Below are 21,132 nucleotides of genomic sequence, written 5' to 3' on the forward strand. Positions count from 1 at the left end.
ATTCACCGCTCATGCCGACTCCGCCAGCAGGCGCAGCGCATCGGCGACCGGATCGACCACGAGTGGGCCGCCGTCGACAGGTTCGACCTCGACCGCGGAACAGCCGTTGATCACCGCTGTCGCGCCCTGCCCGGCCAGATCCTCCAGCGCGGCACGCATCGCGGCGTTCCAGCGTGCGCCGTCGGCGACCGCGCCCAGATCCAAATCCAGCACCGAAACACCGAGAAATGCTTCGCCACAACCATATTCGCGCACCTTGCGAATCAGCTCGTCGGCGATCACCTGATTGCGGGTGACCGCGGCGACCCGGTGTCCGTCGGCGACGAGCCGCTCCACCACCACCTGCAACATGCCGCGCTCCCCCGCGGGCACGCCCGGATCCAGCACGCAGTCCGGCATCCGGAAGTCGTAGCCCTCCGCAGTGGCGAACGCGGCCGCGACGGCCCGCTCCGAGGCCCGCAGATCGGCGTCGCCGGCCAGTTGGAGGGGTGCGTCGAGCCCGGCGTCCACCAGTTCCACGGCAATTCCGTCCGGCGCCAGCTCGTTGTAGCGGCGGCGCCGGCGGTTCAGTTCCTCCGGGTCGACATGGATCGGCGTCACCGAGAAGATGCGGCGCATCAGAACTCCTTCGTGCGATGGAACGGTCATGCCGCGAGCGGGGCGAGCAGGGCGCGGGCGCCGGGGGCGTCGATCATCCCGTCCACTGCCGCGCCGATCGTGCGAACTGCGTTTCGGTCGAGCAGCCCGGTGAACAACGCGGCGAGCCGGTCGCGATCGAGGGGCTGAAAGTCGGTGTCGCCGACCGGATTTCCGACCTCGGCGGTATGCGTGCGCCCGTCCGCGAGGCGCACCGAAATCCGCGCGGCGCGATTGTCCGGGAGTTGCGCGGTGAGTTCGGTCGCCTCGCGGATCCGCACTCCGGCAGCGACTTTCGCGATCTCTGGTGCGTCGTCCGGGAGCAGTGCGGTGTAGCGGGGCGTGACCTCGCCGTACAGCAGGGCGGTAGCCGCGACGAAGGGTACCGAGAACATCGCGGACAACTGGTTGTGCCAGGTCGTGCGGTCGAGACCGGCGGCGAGCAGGTGCGTCTCCACCTCGATTCGCACTGTCGCACCGGCTATTTCAGTAACCTCGGCCTGCGTGCCGAACAGCGCGGCGCGGGCGTCGATCAACAGGTCCGCTACGGGATGGGTGTACGAACACGACGAATGCCGCTTGAAATAGTTGCCGGTGATATCGAAGCGAGCGCCCAGCTGATCGATCAACGCCTCCGGCATGAAGCTGCCGAGCAATTCGCCGAGTGAGCGGGCGGCGGTACCGGTATTGCGCGCCGAACCGGCCAAGGCGAGCCGGGCCGCGGCGATCCCGGATGCGTTCGCAGCGCCCAACCAGGCGTCCCGCACCGGATTGCCGTCCAGCGCCGAAGCGAAATGCCCGGCCACGGGCAGTCCGGAACCGGCGTCGATCGCGGCCGCGGTGCGTTCGGCATCCAGGCCGAGCAGCCGGGCGCACCCCGCGGCGGCCCCGGCGACCCCCCAGTTCCCGTGCGGGTGGGTGCCACGGCGCAGTGCCGTCGCGCGGCCGAATCGCGCGGCCACCTCGTAACCGGCCAGCAGCGCCGCGGCCAGATCCGGTCCGGGGACATCGAGTTCGGCGGCCAGTGCGAGAACGGCCGGGAACACGTGCGCGGCCGGATGCCCCTTGGCGTATTTGTTGCCCTCGTCCAGTTCCAGGCAGACCGTCGCGGGACCGTTGAGCCAGGCCGCGGTGACCGGGTCCGTCAGCAAGGCGCCGCCGACGACCGGGCTGTGTCCCGGCGGCGCGGGCCACGCCGCCCGCAGGGCGCGCTGCCCCTCGGTGCGCGCACCCACCGCATTCGCGGCCAGCACGTCGAACAGCACCGTGCCCAGTCGTTCGGTCACGGGTTCGGGCACGTCGCTCCAGCGCAGCCCGGACACCCAGGTTCCCAGTACCGTAACGGATTCGGTAACCGAACAGGCCATCTGCGACCTTCACCGCCTTCCAGAATTTCAGTCGTACCGCTCAGCGGACCACTGCATACGCCTTTGATCCTGACACTTAGCGCGACTAAACGTCAACCACTAGCTGGAAAATTCGAAACACACACTTGACAGGGGTGGTCCACCTGATGCTTTGCTGGAAAGCGACAACGTTAAAGCCGTTCCGATGAACGGTACGACTTTCCGGGAGAGTCATGACCGAGCCCACGCCGGGCACCGAGGCCGCCGCACGCGTCGCCGATGTGCTGTTGCTGTTCACCGACGGGCCGTCCCGGCTTGGAGTCAGCGCGATCGCCCGCGAGCTGGGCCTGAGCAAGGCGGTGGTGCACCGCATCCTGCAGTCCCTGGCCACTCGCGGCATGGTCGCGCTGGATCCCGACAGCAGGCAGTACCGGCTCGGCCCCGCCGCCACCGCCCTGGGGGCCCGCGCGTTCCGCGACTCGGATCTGCGCGCGAGCGCCCTGGATCTGCTCCGGGCGTTGCGCGATGACACCGGCGAGACCGCCACCCTGACCGCGCTGGTCCCCGACGGCCGCATCTACCTCGACCAGGTCGAGGGCACCCACGAGATCAAGATGACCGTCGAGCTGGGCCGTCGTTTCCCGCTGCACGCGGGCAGTTCCGGCAAGTGCATGCTCGCGTTCCTGCCCGAGGACGCCCGGCGACGGGCCCTGGCCGGACCGCTCGCCGCGCTGACGCCCAGCACCGTGACCGATCCCGATTCGCTCGCCGCCGAACTCGACGAGGTGCGCGAACGCGGTTTCGCGCAATCCGGCGGCGAGCGTCAGCCCGACGCCGGTTCGGTGGCCGCGCCGATTTTCGGCATCACCGGCGAGGTGATCGGCTCGATCTCGGTGTGCGGGCCGCGCTACCGGGTCACCGAGGAATTCGTGGAGAAGATCGCGCCGCGCGTGCTGGACACCGCCGAGCGCATCTCCCGCCGAATGGGCCATCGCGGCTGAAAACGCCGCTGTACGAAGGGAAATAGATGACTGTGCAAGCGCTGGCCGGGATCAAGGTGCTCGATGTGGCCACCCTGTTCGCCGGGCCGATGGCCGCGACCCTGCTGGGCGACCACGGTGCGGAGGTGATCAAGGTCGAGCATCCGCGCGGCGATCCGTCCCGCACCCACGGGGCCAGTAAGGACGGGGTCGGGCTGTGGTGGAAGATGTTGGGGCGCAACAAGAAATCGCTCACCCTCTATCTGGGCTCGGCCGAGGGACAGCGCCTGTTCCGCGAGCTGGCCGCCGATGCGGACGTCATCGTCGAGAACTTCCGGCCGGGCACGCTCGAACGGTGGGGCCTCGGCTATGACGCACTGGCCGAACATAATCCGGGACTGGTGCTCGCCCGGGTCACCGGATTCGGCCAATCCGGACCGTATTCCGCGCGGCCCGGTTTCGGCACGCTCGCCGAGGCGATGAGCGGATTCGCCGCGCTCACCGGTGAACCCGACGGCCCGCCCACCCTGCCGCCGTTCGGCCTCGCCGACGGCGTCGCGGCGCTGACCACCGCGTTCGGCATCATGACCGCCCTGCACGCCCGCCGGGCCACCGGCCGCGGCCAGATCCTGGACATGGCGATCATCGAACCGCTGCTGACCGTGCTGGGCCCGCAGATCACCGCATACGACCAGCTCGGCGTGTTGCAGCCGCGCACCGGCAACCGATCCACCAACAACGCGCCCCGCAACACCTACCAGTGCAACGACGGCAGCTGGGTCGCGGTGTCCACCAGCGCGCAGTCCATCGCCGAACGCGTGATGCGCCTGGTCGGCCGCCCGGAACTGATCGAGGAGCCCTGGTTCGCGGCCGGCCGCACCCGCGCCGAACACTCCGACGAACTGGACGGGGCCGTCGGTTCGTGGATCGCCGCGCGCGGGCGGGACGAAGTGGTCGCCGCCTTCGAACAGGCACAGGCCGCGGTCGCCCCGATCTACACCGCGGCGGACATCATGGCCGATCCGCAGTATGCCGCGCTCGGCAGTGTGCTGAAGATCGAGGATCCGGAACTGGGTCCGCTGAAAATGCCCAACATCCCGTTCCGGCTCAGCGACACTCCGGGCGAAATCCGTACCACCGGACCGCGACTCGGCGAGCACACCGCGGAGATCCTGGCCCGCTTCGGCATCGAGGAGCACCGGCTGGCCGAACTACGCGAGCAGGGTGTGGCGTGATCGGCAAGGCACGCAGCTGGCTGTACGTCCCGGCGCACCGCCCCGAACTGCTCGCCAAGGCGATGGCCGGTCCGGCCGACGCGGTGGTGTACGACCTCGAGGACGCGGTCGCCGTACCGGACAAGGCCGCCGCCCGCGCGAATGCCATCGCCGCCGTGTCGCGGATCTGGCCCAAACCGCTGTGGATCCGGATCAATTCACCGCAAACCCCCTGGGGCGAAAGCGATGTCGAGGAACTCGCCGGGCGCGGCGCCGCCGGAATCCGGGTGCCGAAATGCGACGATCCCGATGCCGCGGCACGTATCGCCGACTGGCTCGCCACTCCCCTGCACCTGCTCGTGGAATCCGCGCTGGGCGTGGAGAACGCGTTCGGGCTGGCCGCCTGCCATCCGCTGATCGCCTCGGTCTCCCTCGGTGAGGCCGATCTGCTCGCCGATCTGCGGGTACGCGACAACACGGCGCTGGACTGGGCGCGCCAGCGGGTGATCACGGCCAACCGCGCGGCCGGACTGCCCAGCCCGCCGCACGCGGTCTGGACCGATGTCGCCGACCTGCACGGATTGAGCGTCGACAGCGCATCCGCCCGGGACCGCGGCTTCTTCGGCCGATCGGTGGTGCACCCGAGCCAGATCGAACCGGTCAACGCCGTGTTCACCCCGAGTCATGCCGAGGTCGACGACGCCCGACGACTCCTGAACTCCTTGCACGGCAAGGATTCCGCCGCCTGGCTCGACGAGCAGGGCCGGTTCGTCGACCCGGCCGTCATCGCCCGCAGCCGCTGGGTGCTCGACCTCGCCGAGCATTTCGAAACAGAAGGGACCACATCATGACCGACGCCGTAACCGGCGCCCTGCTCGAGGCCGTCGCGAAAGGCCTACGCACGATCGAACTGGGCCAGCCGCTGTTCACCGGAATGCCGTGCTCGCCCAACCACCCCGGCTTCCGGATGACGCTGGCGCGCCGGCACGGCGATATGACACGCCCCGACGGCGGTTCGGCGAGCAACGAGGTGATCATCACCGGCGGTCACGTCGGCACCCACATCGACTCGCTCTCGCATGTGAGCCACAACGGGAAACTGCACGGCGACATCGACGCCGAGGCCGCCCAGCGCGGCGGCAAGTTCAGCGAGCACGGCACCGAGAAGATCCCGCCCATGATCACCCGCGGCGTCCTGCTGGACGTGGCCGCGGTCAAGGGGGTGGACATCCTCGAGCCCGGTTACGGGGTGACCGAGGCCGATCTGATCGCCGCGGCCGAGCGTTCCGGAGTGCGGCCCGAAGCCGGTGACGTCGCCCTGGTGCGAACCGGCTGGGCACGCAATTTCGACGATGCCACAACGTATCTGGGCCACGACACGGGCGTCCCGGGACTCACCGTGGGTGCCGCGTCATGGCTGGCCGCCCGGGGCGTCGTCGCCACCGGCGCGGACACCACCGCGTACGAACAGATTCCCGCCGGGGCCGGGCACCGGGAACTGCCTGTGCACCGAGTTCTGTTGGTGGAGAACGGGATCTACATCATGGAACATCTGAACCTGGAGCAGGTCGCCGCCGAAGGGCCGGCCGAATTCCTGTTCGTGGTGGCCCCGCTGCGCATCGTCGGCGGCACCGGCTCCCCGATCCGGCCGGTCGCGGTGGTAGGCGCGTGACACCCACTCCGGCACAGCGACTCGGCGCACTGGCTGCCCGAGTTCACACCGACGGCCTGTCCGAGGACCTGCGAACCGACCTGGCCGGACGCGTCCTGGATCTGCTGGGCAACTGCCTGGCCGCACTCGGTGAGAAACCGGCCGAGGTCATCCGCGCGGTGGTCGCCGACTGGGGTGGCCGCCCGGCAGCGACCGCACTCGGCATCGAGGGCAGGCTGCCCGCCCCCTCGGCCGCTCTGGTCAACGGAACCCTCGCGCACAGCCTGGATTTCGACGACACCCATCTGCCCTCGGTACTGCACCCGTCCTCGGCGGTGATTCCGGCCGCGCTCGCGGTGGCCGAGCACACCGGCGCGAGCGGTCCGTCCTTCCTCGATGCCGCGACCGTCGGCATCGAGGTGACCTGCCGGCTCGGCATGGCCGGCTACGACGAGGAGAACGCCAATTCGGTGTTCTTCGATCGCGGCCAGCACGCCACCGCGATCTGCGGGGCGGTCGGGGCCGCGGTCGCCGCGGGCATGCTGCTCGGCCTCGACGCGGAGCAACTGACCTCGGCCATCGGTATCGCCTGCAGTATGGGTTCGGGTGTGATCGAAGCGAATCGCACCGGCGGCACCGTCAAACGCGTGCACTGCGGATGGGCCGCGCACGCCGGTGTGGTCGCGGCGCAGATGGCGCGGCACGGGCTCACCGGGCCGCCCACGGTGCTGGAGGGACGGTTCGGATTCCTGCGGGCGTTCTGCGGCGACCGGTTCGATATCGACCAGGTCACCCGCGGCCTCGGCGAGCACTGGGAAACTCCCGGAATCTTCTTCAAACCCTATCCCTGCAACCACTTCACCCACGCGGGTGTGGACGCCGCGCTGCGGCTGCGCCGCGCGGGTATCGATCCGGCCCGCATCACCGAGCTGACTCTCGGTGTGCCGGAACCGGTTCTGCGCACCATCGGCGAGCCGATCGAGGAGAAACGGCGGCCGCGTTCGGGTTACCACGGGGCGTTCAGCGGTCCGTACACCGTCGCCGCGGCTCTGCTCGGCGGCGGCGGACTCGGCGTATTCCACGAGGATTTCACCGACACCGCCGCGCGAGACCCCGCACGACTGGCGATCGCGGACAAAGTGAACGTCATCGCCGACGCGGAATGCACCCGGATCTTCCCGCGCCAGTTCCCCGCCGTGCTCACCGTCCGCCTGGACGACGGAACCACTCGCACGGAACGGATTTCGCAGAATCGGGGCGGCCCGGCGAATCCGCTGTCGGCCGAGGAGCTCACGCTCAAATTCACCTCGAACGCGGCGCGGGCGGTTGCGGCGAAGACGGCCGAGCGGCTCGCCGAGGCGGTCTGGCGGCTGCCCGCGGGCGGCGCGGTGGGCGATATTCTGCAGAACGTTCCTATCAGCGGAACATAATCGGCGCAATTTCCCGAATTCATCGGTAAGTTACGCGAAAACGCTGTGCCGAAACAATTCATCACGCATAGTTTCAGCACCTTTTATTCAATATGTTCCGCCAAGCGGAACGGTGGACAATGAGGTAACCACCATGCGTCAACATTTCCGCTGGGCCACGGTCGCGATGATCGTCGTCCTCGTCATCATCAATTACATCGACCGCAGTGCGGTTTCGTATGCGGTGAAACCCCTCGAGGCCGAATTCGGCATCGACTCCGCCGATTACGGCGTCATCAGTTCCGCGTTCTCCATCGGGTACATGGTGTTCGCATTCCTCGCCGGCCCACTGGTCGACAGATTCGGTCCACGCCGAATTCTGTTGGTGGGCATGGTTTTCTGGTCGGTCGCCACCGCGATCACCCCGATCTCCGGTGGTTTCACCGGTCTGCTGCTGATCCGCATCGTGCTCGGTGCGGGCGAGGCGCCCGGATTCCCCGCGGCCACCCGGGTGATCAGCCGCTGGCTGCCGAGTGTGGAACGCGGTTTCGCCCTGGCGCTGATCGGCGGCGTCGCGGTGTCGGGGAGCCTGCTGATCGGCGGGCCCATCGTCACCCAGCTCATCGCGAGCCTGGGGTGGCGTGGGATGTTCTGGGTGCTGGCCGTGCTCGGCGTGCTCTGGGCTCTGGTCGCGATCGGCCTGCTGTACAACACCCCGGCCGCATGCCCGCGGGTCTCCGAGGCCGAACGCACGCACATCGAGTCCGGGCAGCTGGCCGAGGAGACCTCCGAACATCAGGAGAAGGTGAACTGGCGGCGGATCTTCGCCAATCGCAATCTGTGGATCGTCGGGATCGGCTACTTCGCCTGGGGTTACATCTTCTGGGGGTTCATGTACTGGCTGCCGGAATACCTGTCCACCTCGTACCATCTGAGCGTCAAGCAGGTCGGCGCGTTCACCGTCGCGCCCTGGGCCGCGGGTGTGGTCGGCGCGCTCATCGGCGGTGTGCTGGTCGACAAGGTGTACGCCCGCACCGGACGGATCCGCAGCCGGTTCACCATCATGGGTATCGCGCTGCTGCTGGCCGGCGCCGCGCTGATCCCGATCGTGACCGCGCCCTCGCTCGTGACGGCCGTGGTGTTCATCTCGATCGGTGTCGGCTGCGGCTTCGTCACCGGCGGTATCTGGTGGGTGGCCGCGATCGACGCCGAACCGAGTCAGCCCGGCAGCGCCGCCGGATTCGCCGACGCGTGCTTCGCCCTGTCCGGTGTGGTCGCCCCGCTGGTGATGGGCTTCATCGTGCAGAGCACCGGAACGTTCGCCAGCGGATTCGTGGTCATGGTGGTGCTGGCGCTGCTCGGCGCGGGGCTGATGCTGTTCGGCACCCGGGAACCGGTGCGCGAGCCCGAGGCGACCGGAGTAGGGGCCACCACCATCTCGTGATCGCGGTCGACTCCGGGTGATATCCCGAAAACCCGGGCAGTGCCCGGGTTTTCGGGTCGAGCGCGATTCAGCGCGTGGCGATGATCGCCGAACCGTGGCCGAACAGGCCCTGGTTCACCGCGATGCCCGCCCGAGCATTCTCCACCTGACGCCCATCGGCCTGACCGCGCAACTGCCAGGTGAGCTCGCAGATCTGCGCGATCGCCTGCGCCGGAATCGCCTCACCGAAGCTGGCCAGCCCACCGCTGGGGTTCACCGGCACCCGGCCACCCAAAGTCGTTGCACCACTGCGCAACAACTCTTCGGCACCGCCGACCTCGCACAGCCCGATATCCTCGTACCAATCGAGCTCCAGGGCCGTGGACAGGTCGTAGACCTCCGCGAAGGACAGGTCGGCGGGCCCGAGACCGGCCTCCTCGTACGCGGCGTCCGCGAGCACCGAGCGGAACGCACGCGGCGGCGCGTCGAAGGCCACGGCCGAATCGGTCGCGAAATCGGGTAGGTCCAGAACGGTTTTCGGGAACGTCGGCGTGACCGTGGACAGGCCGCGGATGCGGACCGGATCACTGATGCCACGCCGGCGCGCGTACTCCATCGAGGTCAGCACCAGCGCCGCACCGCCGTCACTGGTCGCGCAGATGTCCAGCAGCCGCAGCGGATCCGAGACGACCGCCGAGGCGGCGACATCCTCGGCCGAGACCTCCTTGCGGTAGCGGGCATACGGGTTGTTCAGGCCGTGGCGGGCGTTCTTCACCTTGACCGCGGCGAAATCGTCCAGCGTGGCGCCGTGCAACGCCATCCGGCGACGGGCATACAGCGCGAAATAGATCGGGTTGGTGGCCCCGAGCAGGTGGAAGCGCAACCAGTCCGGATCGTCGCGGCGTTCCCCGCCGACCGGCTGGAAGAAACCCTTCGGCGCGGCGTCCGCGCCTACCACCAACGCCACATCGGTCAGTCCGGCCAGGATCTGGGCGCGCGCGTTCGCGATGGCCTGCGCACCCGACGCGCAGGCAGCGTAGCTGCTCGAGATCCGCGCGCCCGACCAGCCCAGCGCCTGCGCGAAGGTCGCCCCGGAGACGAAACCGGGATATCCGTTGCGGATGGTGTCAGCGCCCGCGATATAGCCGACGTCGCGGTGGTCGACTCCGGCGTCCGCCAGTGCCGCACGCGCCGCGACCAGCCCGTATTCGACAAAATTGCGACCCCATTTACCCCACTGGTGCATACCCGCACCGAGAACGGCGATATCGCGATCATTCGTATCAGGCATCGACGGGCCTCCACATCCACACCGTGTGCTCGGCTTCCTCGTCCTCGTACAGCACGCCGAGGGTCAACTCGACCGGCATGCCGACGGCCAGATCGTCCACGGTCAGTCCGCGCACCACCTGCCCGAGGATCACCATCTGCTCGACCTCGAGTTCCACCGCCGCGACGACGTAGGGCTCGAACGGGTCGGGCGAGACGTACGGCGCGGGCGGCTTGTACCGCGCATCGGCGTACGACCAGATCCGGCCGCGCGTGGAGAACAGGTATTCGGCCAGCTCGGAGCCGTCCTTCGGACTTGCACACTGCGGATTGCGGCAAGCCAGCGTGTTCCGCGGGAAGTACGGCGTGCCACACACCCCGCACCGACTTCCCACGAGACGCACCACACCGTCGTCCGCAGTGAACCAATCTGCCACCGCAGGGCGTTGTTCTTTCTGCACACCCCGACGTTATAGGAACACGTTCTACTTTGGCGAGCCCCTCCCGCTCCCGCGATCCGCCGCGGCCCCTGCCGAAGCGCGAGACCCACGCTATTGCGGGTTCCGAATGAGGGCGCTCGGCCTCATGGAATCCCACTGAGCCAGGACCGTGCGCACAGTTGCGACGAGCGGAAGGGGCTGATCCAGCATCGGATGATGGCCTGCCTCGGCCAATTCGACGACCGTCGCACGGCGATCGAACAGCCCGGCTATCTCCGATGCCCTCTCCCGGCTCACCAACCCGCGCTCACAACGGATGTACAACACCGGTGTCCCCCCGGCATCCGCCGCCGTCATCACCTCGTCGGCCCAGCCCTCGATCGGGTATCGGGATCGTGTGGCGCTGTCGCCGTGGCCGGACAAGTCCACGGCCACCACACGACGGGTCGTGCCGAGCAGCGGAGCGATGTGATCCCACCAGCCCGAATGCGCCGACCCGCCATGCACCAGAACCACACCGGCTGTTCCGGCTCGTCCCCAGCAGCGCAGATGAATCGCACGCCCGGCGACCTCGACCTCGCGATGTTCCGGCAACTCCGCGAGAGCTCCGGTGAACCATTCCGGAACCGCGACAACCGACTCCGCCGTCACCGCCATCGTCTCCTCCGTCGCAGACCTACTCCACTGACCATATAGCCGGCAGGCTGTGCCGTGATCGCCAGGAGTCGCCGATGCCCGCGGTGATCATCCGGCCGTTCGGGAGAACACCGCCACCAGGAAATCGGATGCCGGGGTGAACGGGCGCAGGTCCCACGTGGACAGCAGGACGTCGGGGTGCAGGCCGACCGATTCGGCGTCGGCGAGGAAATCGTCGAAGTCGTAGCCGCGGCCGCTGCCGAATCCGATGACCACGCGTCCGTCCGGAGCGGTGTGGCGGGCGAATCCGGCCAGGACGTCGCGTCGGGTGGAGACGGCCACGAAGCCCATCACATTGCCCGCGCACAGCACCGCGTCGAACTGTTCGGCAATGCCCTGGGCGGGCAGATCCAGCTCGGCCAGGTCGCCGACCAGCCAGCGGGGGCCCGGGAAGTCCAGTTCGGCCGCCTCGATCAGCACGGGGTCGACATCGACGCCCACCACCTCGTGTCCGGCCCGATGCAGATATCCGCCCAGTCGCCCGGCGCCGCATCCGGCATCGAGCACCCGCGAACCCCGGCTCAGCATCGCATCGATCAGGCGTGCCTCGCCGAAGATGTCCTTGCCCTCGGCAGCGAGCGTCCGGAATCGCTCGGCATACCGCACCGAATGCGTCGGATCGGCAGCGGTGATCTCCTCCCACTGACTCAATACGCGCGAACCCATCGGCTGCTCCTTCCACAATCGACCCGTCGGCGAATCGTGCGGGTATACAAGATTGTGCGCGATCGCCTCGAGCCGGCATTCACCGCTGTCTAACCACTGAGCCGCGCACCGGAGTCGAATCCCCAAAGCGCCAGCGTGAGAAGTAGATTCACGCAGATCATCACCGTGATACTGGCCCGCATCGCGCGACCCGCTGCCACGCCGACTCCTTCCGGGCCGCCGGTGGAGTAGTACCCGTAATAGCACTGGATCGTCGTGGTGATCACCACGAACACAACGGCTTTCGACAGCGAGTACAGGATGTCGGTCCCGCTGAGCACCATCCGGAAGTAGTGCTCGTAGGTGCCGGGCGACCGGCTGCCCGCGACACCGATGGCGATCTGGACGGCGATGAAATTCATCGCCAGGCATACCAGATACAGCGGGACGATCGCCGCCACCGCGGCCATGAGCCGGGTGGTGACCAGGTACGGAATGGATCGGATGGCCAGCGTCTCCATCGCGTCGATCTCCTCGGAGATACGCATCGCGCCCAGCTGCGCGGTGAAGCGGCATCCGGCCTGCGCGGCGAAGGCGATGGACGCCATGATCGGAGCCAGCTCACGGGTGGCGGCCGTCGCGGAGATCAGCCCGGTCGCAGGGCCCAGGCCCAGCAGTTTCAACGCGCTGTATCCCTCGATGCCGACCAGCGCACCCGCGCTGGCGCCGAGCACGATGATGATTCCGGCAGTCCCGCCGCCCACGATGAGCGATCCGTTTCCCCAGGACACCACCGACACCAGGCGCAGGAACTCGTTGCGATAGTGCCGCAGGACCACCGGAATCGAGACCACGGCCCGGACGAAGAAGCGCCCCATATGCCCGAACCGCATGACCAGCCGCAGCGGGGCGGTGCTCATCCGCACCAGACCGCCGAACCCGAGCGGATAGTAGGGTGCCGCCATCGCTACAGCGCCTCTCGCGGAAACAGCAGTGTGTAGATCTCGGTGAAGCCGACGTTCACCACCATGAGCAGCACGATCGAGGCGACGACCGCGGCATTGACCGAATCCGCCACACCACTCGGCCCGCCTTTGGTGCTCAGGCCCTTCTGGCACGCGACCACCGTCACGATGAGCCCGAACACGACGGCCTTCACCACTGCCAGGTACATATCCCCGATCGTCGCGAAGGAGGAGAAGGTGGCCACGAAGCTTCCCGGCGTCCCGCCCTGGACGTAGACGTCGAACAGATACCCGGCGATGAATCCGACGAAGGCGCTCAACCCGGTCAACCCGACCGCGACCACCACACCGGCCGCCACCCGCGGCACCACGAGCCGATGGATCACCCGCACTCCCATCACGGTCATGGCGTCGATCTCCTCGCGAATCGTGCGCGAGCCGAGGTCCGCGCAGATGGCCGACCCCACCGCCGCGGCCAGCAGCATCGCCGTGACCACCGGCGCGGCCTGGCGAATGACCGCCAGGCCGCTCGCCGCACCCGCCAGCGAGCTCGCACCGACCTGTCCGGCGATCAGCCCGAACTGGATGGACAGCGTCGCGCTGATCGGCAGGGCGACCGCGATGGTCGGCACATACGAGGTCTTCACCATGAACGCGGCCTGCTGCACGAATTCCCGGAACGCGAACCGGCCCGTCGCGATATCGGAGATCAGGTACTGGACCGCGCGAATACCAAGCACGAATTGGGATCCCACGGTGTCGAGCGATGCGATGGGATGCCGCCGCAGGTAACCGCGCCCCCAGCCCCTGATATCCGTTGCCGTGATCGTCATCAGGCCATCTCCACCTTCGCGGCCAGCCACCGGCCGCCGACCGATCGCATCGTCATGACGATGCGGCTCCGATCCAGCCGCGGATCGGGGCTCACCGCATTGGTGATCTCCTGATCGACGAACAACATGACCACGACCTGATCCCCGGACGCGCTCCGCACGCTCGCGTCCACGACCTTTCCCACGCTGCGCGCCTTGTTGTCGATCAGCATCTTCTTCAACTGGTTGCTCGACTGCGCGTACATATTCTTGAAATCGCCGGTCGCCCCGGCCGATACGTGGCTGTAATCCTCGTCGATGTGTTGGAAATCGATGCTGGTGAGCGTGACGGCGTAGGTCTGCGCGGCGGACAGCGCCTCCCGGGCCGCCGCGTCGACCTCGTCGCGCCGGTGTAGTTTCCAGCCGAGGATCCCGGCGAGTACCGAGGATGCGAGCGCGATGACGACGATCAGCGCGGCACAGGCACGCAGAATCCGGCGTCTGGAACCGCTGCGTCCACCGACATCGTCGGATGCCCCTGCCTCCGATACGGTTTCCGCGGTGTCCCGCTCCGCGTCCGAGCGGTGACCGCCGTCGGATTCGTCGTTCGCGGTGACGGTCTCGTCCGGATTCGTCTCCGCGACCTCCGCCGCCGACTCCAACTGCGATGTCGACATCAGCGACTCCTGAAATACATTGTCGGATTCATCATTTGGGCGGAACGTAGGGTTCGTTCACACCGCCGTAGGGTGTGGGGATCGACCATCGCCCCCGCGGTGTCGGGTCGGTGGTCGCGAGCGGATTCACCCCGGGCGGTGGATGAGCCGTGTCGTCGCCGGGAGGTTGCGGCGCATTGCGCGCGCCGCGTACCACCAGACTCGGGTCCGGATCCGTGCAGTAGGTGTACAGGTACGGCTCGGGGTAATTCGGCGCGGTGATGGGTTTGCGGGGCAGGTTGTAGTCACATTGTTTGCGGGGGTAGAGATTCACCAGCGCCCACACCGCGTTGTCGTGAAAAGCCCCGGCCAGCGCGTCCACCGCCGAGCCGGGGCGCTGCTTCGGGAAGAAGAACTCCCGCATCGCCGGTACGTGCAGATACGACATCTGCGCGACGGTGGCCAGACTGCCGAGCAACTGCGCCATCGTGGGTGAGTTGTCCGCGATGATTTCATCCATGGTGTGCAGCGCTCGCGGGCTCTGCGTGACAAGGGTCCGGTATCCCCCGGTCATGCGCTCCACTCCCGCAGCGGTCCGGTCCAGATCGGCGGCCGTGGCGGCCAGGCCCGGGGACAGATCACGAACCGTCGACAGCACGATCTCGCTGTTGCGCAGCAGGCTCACCGTCTGCGGCAGAACAGAACCCAGCGTCGTGATCATGAAGGTGCCGCCCTGGATGATGGCGGCCAGCTTCTCCGGGGCCTGCGGACTCCCGCCCAGTTCGTGCACGATCGAGGCGAGTTTCGCCGGATCCAGTTGTACGACAGCGCCGTTCATATCACCGAGCAGCTGCGCCAGCGTCACCGGCGCCGAGGTCCGGTCCACGCCGACGGTCGCGCCGTCGACCAGATACGGCCCCGCCGAGGTCCGGGGCACGAAATCCAGGTACTGCTCACCCGCGGGCGAGAGCGCGGCCACCCGGACCGCACTGTCGGCGGGTATCCTCACCGAGCTGTCGATCGCGGCCGCGGCCACCACGACACCATCGGCGATATCCACCGATTTCACCTCCCCGACCCGCACCCCGCGCACCGTCACATCTCGATTCGGTTGCAGCCCACCCGATTCGGCGAACCGAACGCGGACCACGTACGTCGACCGGAACGGATCGGCCTGCAGCGAGCCGAAAACGAGGTATGTCGCCCCCAGCACCGTCGTCACCACCAGCGCGATCCACGAGACGGTCGAACGGTGGCGGAAGAGGTACGTCAGCATCGCACCGAGCGCGACCATCGACCGCTCCCCCGGCCCCTGCGCCGGCCGCTTCCCGGCGGTCATCGTCCGGGTCCGATCACCCGATCGTGCAAGCGCTGCAAGGTGTACGCCAACGATCCGACGAAGTTCGTCCAGTCGGTCTGCTCCGGAATCCGGGCATCGGTATTTCCGGGAAAGCCGGGGTCGGGCACCGCGCCGACCGCGATCCTGGTGACGTCCGCATCGGCGCCCGCGCCGGTGGACGAGGCCACCTTGCCCCCGACGATGCCGATCGCCGCGTTCAGGACGTTCAGATCCAGGCCCGGTTGGCCGGCCGCGGCGTTCAATCCGGCCGACAGGTTGTCGATATCGGTGATGAGACTGCGCTTTCCGGTCCCGTTCACCGATGGGAATTTCTCGAGTTCCCCGGCGATGCGGCTCAACCGGGCCGCCAGGTCGACGATGTTCCGGGTATTGCCGCCGACGGCTTGCACCGCGGGAGCCGCGGCTGCCACCGCCGCATCCACCGTCGACTGCTGCGCGGCGATCGTATCGGTCAGCAATCCCGTGTCCCGGATCGCGGCCCGGATCTGATCGGATCGCTGTGACAAGGACCGCACCAGCATCGTGGTCTGGGAGATCAACTCCGCCAACCGATTTCCGCGACCGTCCAGGTCGGCTCCGAGCCCGTTGACGACCTCGGCCAGATCGCGGACCGCACCGCCGTTCACCAGCAGGGCGGCCCGGCTCAGCACGGCCTCGATCGTCGACGCGTCCGAGGTCGTGGACTTCGGGATGACCGAACCGTCGTGCAGCAGTGCCGATCCCGCGCCAGCGGGTGGCGTCAATGCCACGAACACATCGCCCATCGGTGTGGCCGAACGCAATTCGGCCGTGGTGCCGACGGGAAGACGCACCCCGGACCGAATACGCAGGGACACCACGGCGGTGAAATCGCGTGCGCGCATTTCCTCGACCTCGCCGATATCGGCGCCCTGCAATTTCACTTTCGCCTTGGTCGGAAGATTCAGCGCATCGGCGAATTCGGCGGTGATCAGATAAGTCTGCGCGCCGACCGACGGCGCTGGTAGCGGCAGCGAATCCAGTCCGGCCGAACACCCGGTCGCCAGGAGCACACCAGCCACGGCGGCCGCCCGCAGGCCGCCGCGCAGTTTCCAGGTACCCTTCGCCGTCATCACCGGACGCCCGCAATTCCGGCCAGCATCGCCGTCACCCCGAAATCCGGTCCCATATCGGACGCCTTCCCGGTGGCACATCCCAACCGCTTCAACTGCAGCAGATTGCACACCTGTTTCACCATCTGGCCGTCGAGCGCGATCTTGTCGACGTTCACGTGCACGCGTCCGGCGCCGGCCTGCTGATCGATCGCGTTGTACGCGTTGTCGGTGACGAGCGGGAACAGGTCCAGGAATTGGCCGATGCTGCGCTGATAGTCCGCGAGGCTCCGCAGCAACACGTTCGCATCGGAGGCGGTTCCGGACAGCGTGCCGCGCTCGGCCTGCATGAGATCCGCTGTCTGCGTGAGGATCTGGTCGAACTTCGCACCGGTGTCAGCGGCCCCGAGGTCGAGATCGGCGAGCATATCGCTCATCTGGTGCACGGCTGCGGCGAATGCGCGGACCTTCTGGTCGTTGTTCGCGGCGGTGGTCGTGAGCGCGTCGAGATCGCTGACGATCTCGGTGATGGCGTTCTTCGTCGCGGCGCCGCCGTCGTCTCCCATGCGCAGCGCACGGGACAATTCCTCCAGGGCGGCCTTGATGTCACCGCCGCGGTGCGTTGTTACCGCTGCGCCGAGATCGACCATATTCGCCAGGGGCCCATTGCCTTTGCCGTCACCCCCGAGTGCGCGGGACAACCTGTCCGCGGTGGACAACAGGCTGTCGAATTCGACCGGCGTGCGAGTCCGGTCGAGGGACAGCACGGTTCGGTCGCCCAGCGCCGGACCCGAGCGATAGGCGGGGGTGAATTCGATATGCCGATCGGTCAACACCGAATCCGGCACCGTCACCGCCTTCGCGTCCGCCGGGATCCGGATCGCCCGGTCCACGCTCATCCGGACCTCGACGAAATCGCCTCGCTGCGTGATGCTGTCGATCTTGCCGATCCGGATGCCCAGCACCTCCACCGGATTTCCGGTGTACAAACCGGCACCATCGGCGAATTGTGCTGTCACCGTGATGGTTCCGCTTCCCAACTGGCTCAGCGGGACGCTCGCCACAGCGGCGATCACGGCGACCGCGAGGACGGCGGCGACCTTCACCCAGCGCGGCGCACCCGCGACCCGCACGACGCTCATCGGCACTCCTGCGAATACGGTGAGATGCGCGCCTGCGGTGCGCGGCCCACGAGCGCGCACATGAACGAGTCGACGAACGCCCCGGAGGAGGCGGTCGCGTCCAGCTCCGGCCCGGTGCCGGTCAGGTTCGCCCAGGACTGCCAGGGAACCGGCAGGACCTGCAGGATATTGCGCAGCAGATCGTCATGGCGGCTCAGCATGGCCGTGATCTCCCGCAAATTCGCCAGCAGCGAACGAATTTCGGGTTGATCCCGCACCACCGCCGGAGTGAGCCGGTCCACGAGCGTCGTCGTGGCGGCGACCATGGATTCGATGGCCTGTTTGCGGCTCAGGAGTTCGCGCAGCAGATCCCCGCCCTGATCGAACAGGGCGCCCAGATCGGTCTGCTGACTGTTGATCACGCCGGTCAACTTGCTGGTGGAGGCCAGCAGCGCGCCGATCTGCCCGCGGCGTTCGGCGATGACCGCGGACAGGGCTCGAACGTTCTGCATCACCGACGGAACCAGTTCGGGCAGACCGTCCAACCGGCCGGACAGATCCGTCAGCGCCTTGGCCACCTGATCGGCGTCCACCTGACCGAAGGTCGTCGTGGCGTCGGCGAGCGCGGACTCCAGATCATAGGGCACACTGCTGTGCTGCAAGGGAATTCGATTCGAACCACCGACACCTGCCGGGTCGAGCTCGACGTATCGGTTGCCCAGCAGAGTGGTGAGTTTGATCGCGGCCGTGGTACCGGCTCCGAGGCGCACCGAGCGATGCACACTCAACGTCACCGCCACATGCCCCTCGGTCAGGCGGATGGTACCGACATGCCCGACCGGCACCCCGGCAACGGTCACCCGATCCCCCGCGCCGAGCTGGGCCGCCTGCGCGAAATCGACTTCCACATCCTTGTCCCCGAAGTTCATCGAATCGACCGTCAGGGCGATTACGATCGCTACCGCCAGCCCACCGATCGCGAGCAGACCGAGCGATACTCGGCTGTACTCTTCGAGCGGTTTCGGCCGCCAACGGATTACGTTATGCGGCAACCTCTTACGCAAGCTGTCGAGCTGTCGTCGCATCCGGCTCACCTGCACTTGGCGGTATGTTCGACGACTCCGCCCGGAGTCAGTGCGGCGAGAATCCCCGGAACCAACGGCGACATGCCCGGAGCCAGGGAGAAGGTGACGTCACAGATGTCCGCATCCGCATAGCCGCCTTCCTGGGTGATGCGCGCCAGCCCCTTCAGAATGAACGGAAGGTTGAAGCCCATCACACCGAACTTGTATTTGTTGTCCAGAAGATGTTGTGCGAATCCGGGATTCCGGTTCAGGAAGGCTTCGAGCGCGGGCTGATCGGCGTCCGCGATCCGCGACACGCGATCGACCACCCGCGAGAGATGATCCACCGATCCGAGCAGCGAATCCTTGTTCCGTTGCAGCCCTTCGAATATCGCGCGGGTCTGATCGATGACGGTGGTGAGGTTGCCGCTCTGCGCGGCCAAGCCGGTCACGATCGTGGTGAGGTTGGTGATCACCCGTCCCAGCACCTGATCGGGACCCGCGAAGGATCTCGCGAGTTCGGTGGTCTCGGCGACCAGGGCGGTGAGTGATCCGTTGCCGCCCTGCAACGCCTTGATCAGGGCTTCGGTGATGTTGTCGACCGCGCTGCGGTCCAGCGTGCCGAACAGCGGCTCGAAACCCTTCAGCAGCTTGGAGATATCGAAGGACGGTTCGGTGTTCGGCAACGGGATGACCGCTCCCGGGCGCAGCGCCACCGGGGAGCCGCGCATCCCCTGGGACAGACCGAGATAGCGCTGACCGATCAGGTTCTGATAGGTCACCGAGACCACGGTGGTACCGAAAAGCGTTTGGTCACGCTGGATTTCGAATCCGACCCGGGCCACGGCGCCGTCGAGCTCGATCGAATCCACCCGGCCCACCCGCACACCGGCCACCCGAACATCGTCGCCGGTGCTCAGCCCCGAGACATCGGTGAACATGGCCGAATACTTCGTCGTGGCGCCGCTCACTCCGCGTTCGAGCGTGACGATCACCGTCCAGGACAGCAGCACCGATGCGACGACGAATACGACCAGCACAAGCAGGGACCGTCGGTAACTCATCGGCCCCCTCCGCTCGGATCCGCGGCCACCGCGACGGTCGCCCCACGTGCCAACGGCCCGAACAGAATGTCGGCGGCGGCATTGGGCGCTCCGCCCAGTATGTCGGCGATCTGCTGTTGTTCGGCCGCGCTGCCGACCGGGCCGATATCGGTCATCGGCCAATCCGCGGGGCCGAACCCGTTGGGCTGCACACTGTCCGGCTCCGAAGCCGGCGCGGCGGAAGTCTCCGGGGCGGTCGCACAGCTGGTGCCCGCGAGCGTTCCGTAGCGCGGACAGTCGGCCCGGGTGTACTGCCGATTCGGGGTCAGCTGCACGATCACCTTCGCGGTCACCCGCTGGACGCGCGGATCGAAGGTTTGATTGAATTTCCCGCTCATCCGGATGACCGAACTGCTGATCTGCGGGAAGTGGCTCGCCCCGTCGCCCAGCACGTCCAGTGCGGGCGACAGCTGGGTGGTGATGGAGATCAGCCGATCGGTGTTGTGGCCCAGGGCATTTGCGACCGTGTCGAAGGTACTCACCCCGCCGGTGAGCAGATCGGTCAGCTGCCGGCGCTCCCGCGCGACGGTCAGCATCGGCTCGATGGTGTGGTGCAGCGTATCGAGCAGTTCCGGTGCGGTCGTGCGCAATTCGCGCAATGATGCCGACAGGGAGTCGAGTGTGGACGGCACGGCTCGTACCGATATCACCCGGTTCAGTTCGATGACGATCCGGCGCAGCTGTGCCCCCGCCTCTTCGAGTGACTCCCCGCGCCCCGAGGTGGCCTCGGCCAGGGTCTCCAGCATGCCGACGGCGGCATCGGTCCGATCACGACCGACCGCGGCGAGGATCCGGCGCAACTGATCCAGCGAGGTCTGCAGGCGCACGGTGGCCTGGCTGCGATCCTGCCGGATCCGCGCGTTGCTGGTCAGCGCGGGCGCGGATCCGTGGTAGAGCAACTGGATCGACGGCACGGCGAACACATTGCTGGGCACCACGCGAGCGGTCACCGACCGCGGAATCTGCCCGGCGTACCGCGGGTCGAGCCGAATGTGTACATCGTTCATTCCCGGCTCGGGAGCCGGAGCGACCGTGGTCACCGACCCGACTCGAACGCCCAGGTACTTCACATCCGATTTGACCGGCAGCCCATCGCCGACGTCGGCCAGCACCGCGGTGATCGGTACGGTCCGGCGGAACGCACCGCGCGAGACCGCGACCATCGCCGTGGCGACACCGGCGACGACGACCAGAAAGCAGAGGCCGCTGAGCAACAGCCGCACTGCCGAAGGACCCCGCCCATCGGGCTCGAACAGGATGGACACGCCTCAC

The 21,132-nt window shown here is 67.5% G+C and carries 21 protein-coding genes; 6 read left to right on the plus strand and 15 right to left on the minus strand.

Features of this window, described 5'->3' with window-relative positions:
• Nucleotides 1-9: 9 nt before the first annotated feature.
• Together NV1_RS36650 and NV1_RS36655 are read right to left on the minus strand one after the other, a co-directional pair.
• Nucleotides 10-618, minus strand: coding sequence for a hypothetical protein (locus tag NV1_RS36650; RefSeq protein ID WP_067902477.1), 609 nt, complete (start codon nt 616-618; stop codon nt 10-12).
• Between the two features lie 26 nt (nt 619-644).
• The gene (locus NV1_RS36655) at nt 645-2,003 is read right to left on the minus strand and encodes an MmgE/PrpD family protein (protein ID WP_084526374.1); all 1,359 of its coding nucleotides are present in this window, start codon (nt 2,001-2,003) and stop codon (nt 645-647) included.
• A 212-nt stretch (nt 2,004-2,215) separates the two neighbouring features.
• Here NV1_RS36655 and NV1_RS36660 point away from each other — a divergent pair, with 212 nt between their 5' ends.
• From NV1_RS36660 to NV1_RS36685, 6 genes are all read left to right on the plus strand, one after another.
• Nucleotides 2,216-2,983 carry an IclR family transcriptional regulator gene (locus tag NV1_RS36660; RefSeq protein ID WP_067902484.1) on the plus strand — a complete coding sequence of 256 codons (768 nt, stop codon included), beginning with the start codon at nt 2,216-2,218 and terminating at the stop codon, nt 2,981-2,983.
• Nucleotides 2,984-3,009: 26 nt separating this feature from the next.
• Nucleotides 3,010-4,197 (plus strand): CaiB/BaiF CoA transferase family protein, encoded by a 1,188-nt coding sequence (locus NV1_RS36665; protein WP_067902490.1) that lies wholly within the window; start codon nt 3,010-3,012, stop codon nt 4,195-4,197.
• The gene (locus NV1_RS36670) at nt 4,194-5,027 is read left to right on the plus strand and encodes an HpcH/HpaI aldolase/citrate lyase family protein (RefSeq protein WP_067902493.1); all 834 of its coding nucleotides are present in this window, start codon (nt 4,194-4,196) and stop codon (nt 5,025-5,027) included. Before NV1_RS36665 ends, NV1_RS36670 begins: the two co-directional genes overlap by 4 nt.
• On the plus strand, nt 5,024-5,848 hold the full coding sequence (locus tag NV1_RS36675) for a cyclase family protein (protein ID WP_067902495.1): 825 nt from the start codon (nt 5,024-5,026) through the stop codon (nt 5,846-5,848). The genes NV1_RS36670 and NV1_RS36675 overlap by 4 nt, the downstream gene beginning before the upstream one ends.
• Nucleotides 5,845-7,257: an MmgE/PrpD family protein gene (locus NV1_RS36680; RefSeq protein WP_067902498.1), complete on the plus strand. Its 1,413-nt coding sequence runs from the start codon at nt 5,845-5,847 to the stop codon at nt 7,255-7,257. The genes NV1_RS36675 and NV1_RS36680 overlap by 4 nt, the downstream gene beginning before the upstream one ends.
• A 133-nt stretch (nt 7,258-7,390) precedes the next feature.
• On the plus strand, nt 7,391-8,680 hold the full coding sequence (locus NV1_RS36685; protein ID WP_067902580.1) for an MFS transporter: 1,290 nt from the start codon (nt 7,391-7,393) through the stop codon (nt 8,678-8,680).
• Nucleotides 8,681-8,747: 67 nt separating this feature from the next.
• Here the strand turns inward: NV1_RS36685 and NV1_RS36690 are convergent, their stop codons facing one another.
• The 13 genes from NV1_RS36690 to NV1_RS36750 form a co-directional block, all read right to left on the minus strand.
• Nucleotides 8,748-9,950: a lipid-transfer protein gene (locus NV1_RS36690; RefSeq protein WP_067902501.1), complete on the minus strand. Its 1,203-nt coding sequence runs from the start codon at nt 9,948-9,950 to the stop codon at nt 8,748-8,750.
• Entirely contained in the window at nt 9,943-10,389 is a 447-nt protein-coding gene (locus NV1_RS36695; RefSeq protein ID WP_444543732.1) for a Zn-ribbon domain-containing OB-fold protein, read from the minus strand. The genes NV1_RS36690 and NV1_RS36695 overlap by 8 nt, the downstream gene beginning before the upstream one ends.
• Nucleotides 10,390-10,479: 90 nt before the next feature.
• Nucleotides 10,480-11,025 carry an alpha/beta fold hydrolase gene (locus tag NV1_RS36700; protein WP_067902504.1) on the minus strand — a complete coding sequence of 182 codons (546 nt, stop codon included), beginning with the start codon at nt 11,023-11,025 and terminating at the stop codon, nt 10,480-10,482.
• Nucleotides 11,026-11,112: 87 nt separating this feature from the next.
• Nucleotides 11,113-11,730, minus strand: a complete 618-nt coding sequence (locus tag NV1_RS36705; protein ID WP_067902507.1) for a class I SAM-dependent methyltransferase — start codon at nt 11,728-11,730, stop codon at nt 11,113-11,115.
• A gap of 89 nt (nt 11,731-11,819) precedes the next feature.
• Nucleotides 11,820-12,674 (minus strand): ABC transporter permease, encoded by an 855-nt coding sequence (locus tag NV1_RS36710; protein WP_067902510.1) that lies wholly within the window; start codon nt 12,672-12,674, stop codon nt 11,820-11,822.
• Nucleotides 12,675-12,676: 2 nt separating this feature from the next.
• Nucleotides 12,677-13,507 carry an MlaE family ABC transporter permease gene (locus NV1_RS36715; RefSeq protein ID WP_067902511.1) on the minus strand — a complete coding sequence of 277 codons (831 nt, stop codon included), beginning with the start codon at nt 13,505-13,507 and terminating at the stop codon, nt 12,677-12,679.
• Entirely contained in the window at nt 13,507-14,163 is a 657-nt protein-coding gene (locus NV1_RS36720) for an Rv1363c family protein (protein WP_067902513.1), read from the minus strand. The genes NV1_RS36715 and NV1_RS36720 overlap by 1 nt, the downstream gene beginning before the upstream one ends.
• Nucleotides 14,164-14,194: 31 nt before the next feature.
• Complete coding sequence (locus tag NV1_RS36725) at nt 14,195-15,436, minus strand: MlaD family protein (RefSeq protein ID WP_067902583.1); 1,242 nt, start codon at nt 15,434-15,436, stop codon at nt 14,195-14,197.
• A gap of 41 nt (nt 15,437-15,477) precedes the next feature.
• Entirely contained in the window at nt 15,478-16,593 is a 1,116-nt protein-coding gene (locus NV1_RS36730) for an MCE family protein (protein WP_067902515.1), read from the minus strand.
• The gene (locus NV1_RS36735; RefSeq protein ID WP_084526378.1) at nt 16,593-17,714 is read right to left on the minus strand and encodes an MCE family protein; all 1,122 of its coding nucleotides are present in this window, start codon (nt 17,712-17,714) and stop codon (nt 16,593-16,595) included. Before NV1_RS36735 ends, NV1_RS36730 begins: the two co-directional genes overlap by 1 nt.
• Nucleotides 17,711-18,778, minus strand: coding sequence for an MCE family protein (locus tag NV1_RS36740; protein WP_067902589.1), 1,068 nt, complete (start codon nt 18,776-18,778; stop codon nt 17,711-17,713). Before NV1_RS36740 ends, NV1_RS36735 begins: the two co-directional genes overlap by 4 nt.
• A 5-nt stretch (nt 18,779-18,783) precedes the next feature.
• Nucleotides 18,784-19,821, minus strand: coding sequence for an MCE family protein (locus NV1_RS36745; protein ID WP_067902518.1), 1,038 nt, complete (start codon nt 19,819-19,821; stop codon nt 18,784-18,786).
• Nucleotides 19,818-21,125: an MlaD family protein gene (locus NV1_RS36750; RefSeq protein WP_067902520.1), complete on the minus strand. Its 1,308-nt coding sequence runs from the start codon at nt 21,123-21,125 to the stop codon at nt 19,818-19,820. Before NV1_RS36750 ends, NV1_RS36745 begins: the two co-directional genes overlap by 4 nt.
• Nucleotides 21,126-21,132 lie beyond the last annotated feature (7 nt).

It is taken from the genome of Nocardia vaccinii NBRC 15922 (assembly GCF_001613305.1).
In the GTDB taxonomy this organism is placed as follows: Bacteria; Actinomycetota; Actinomycetes; order Mycobacteriales; family Mycobacteriaceae; genus Nocardia; species Nocardia vaccinii.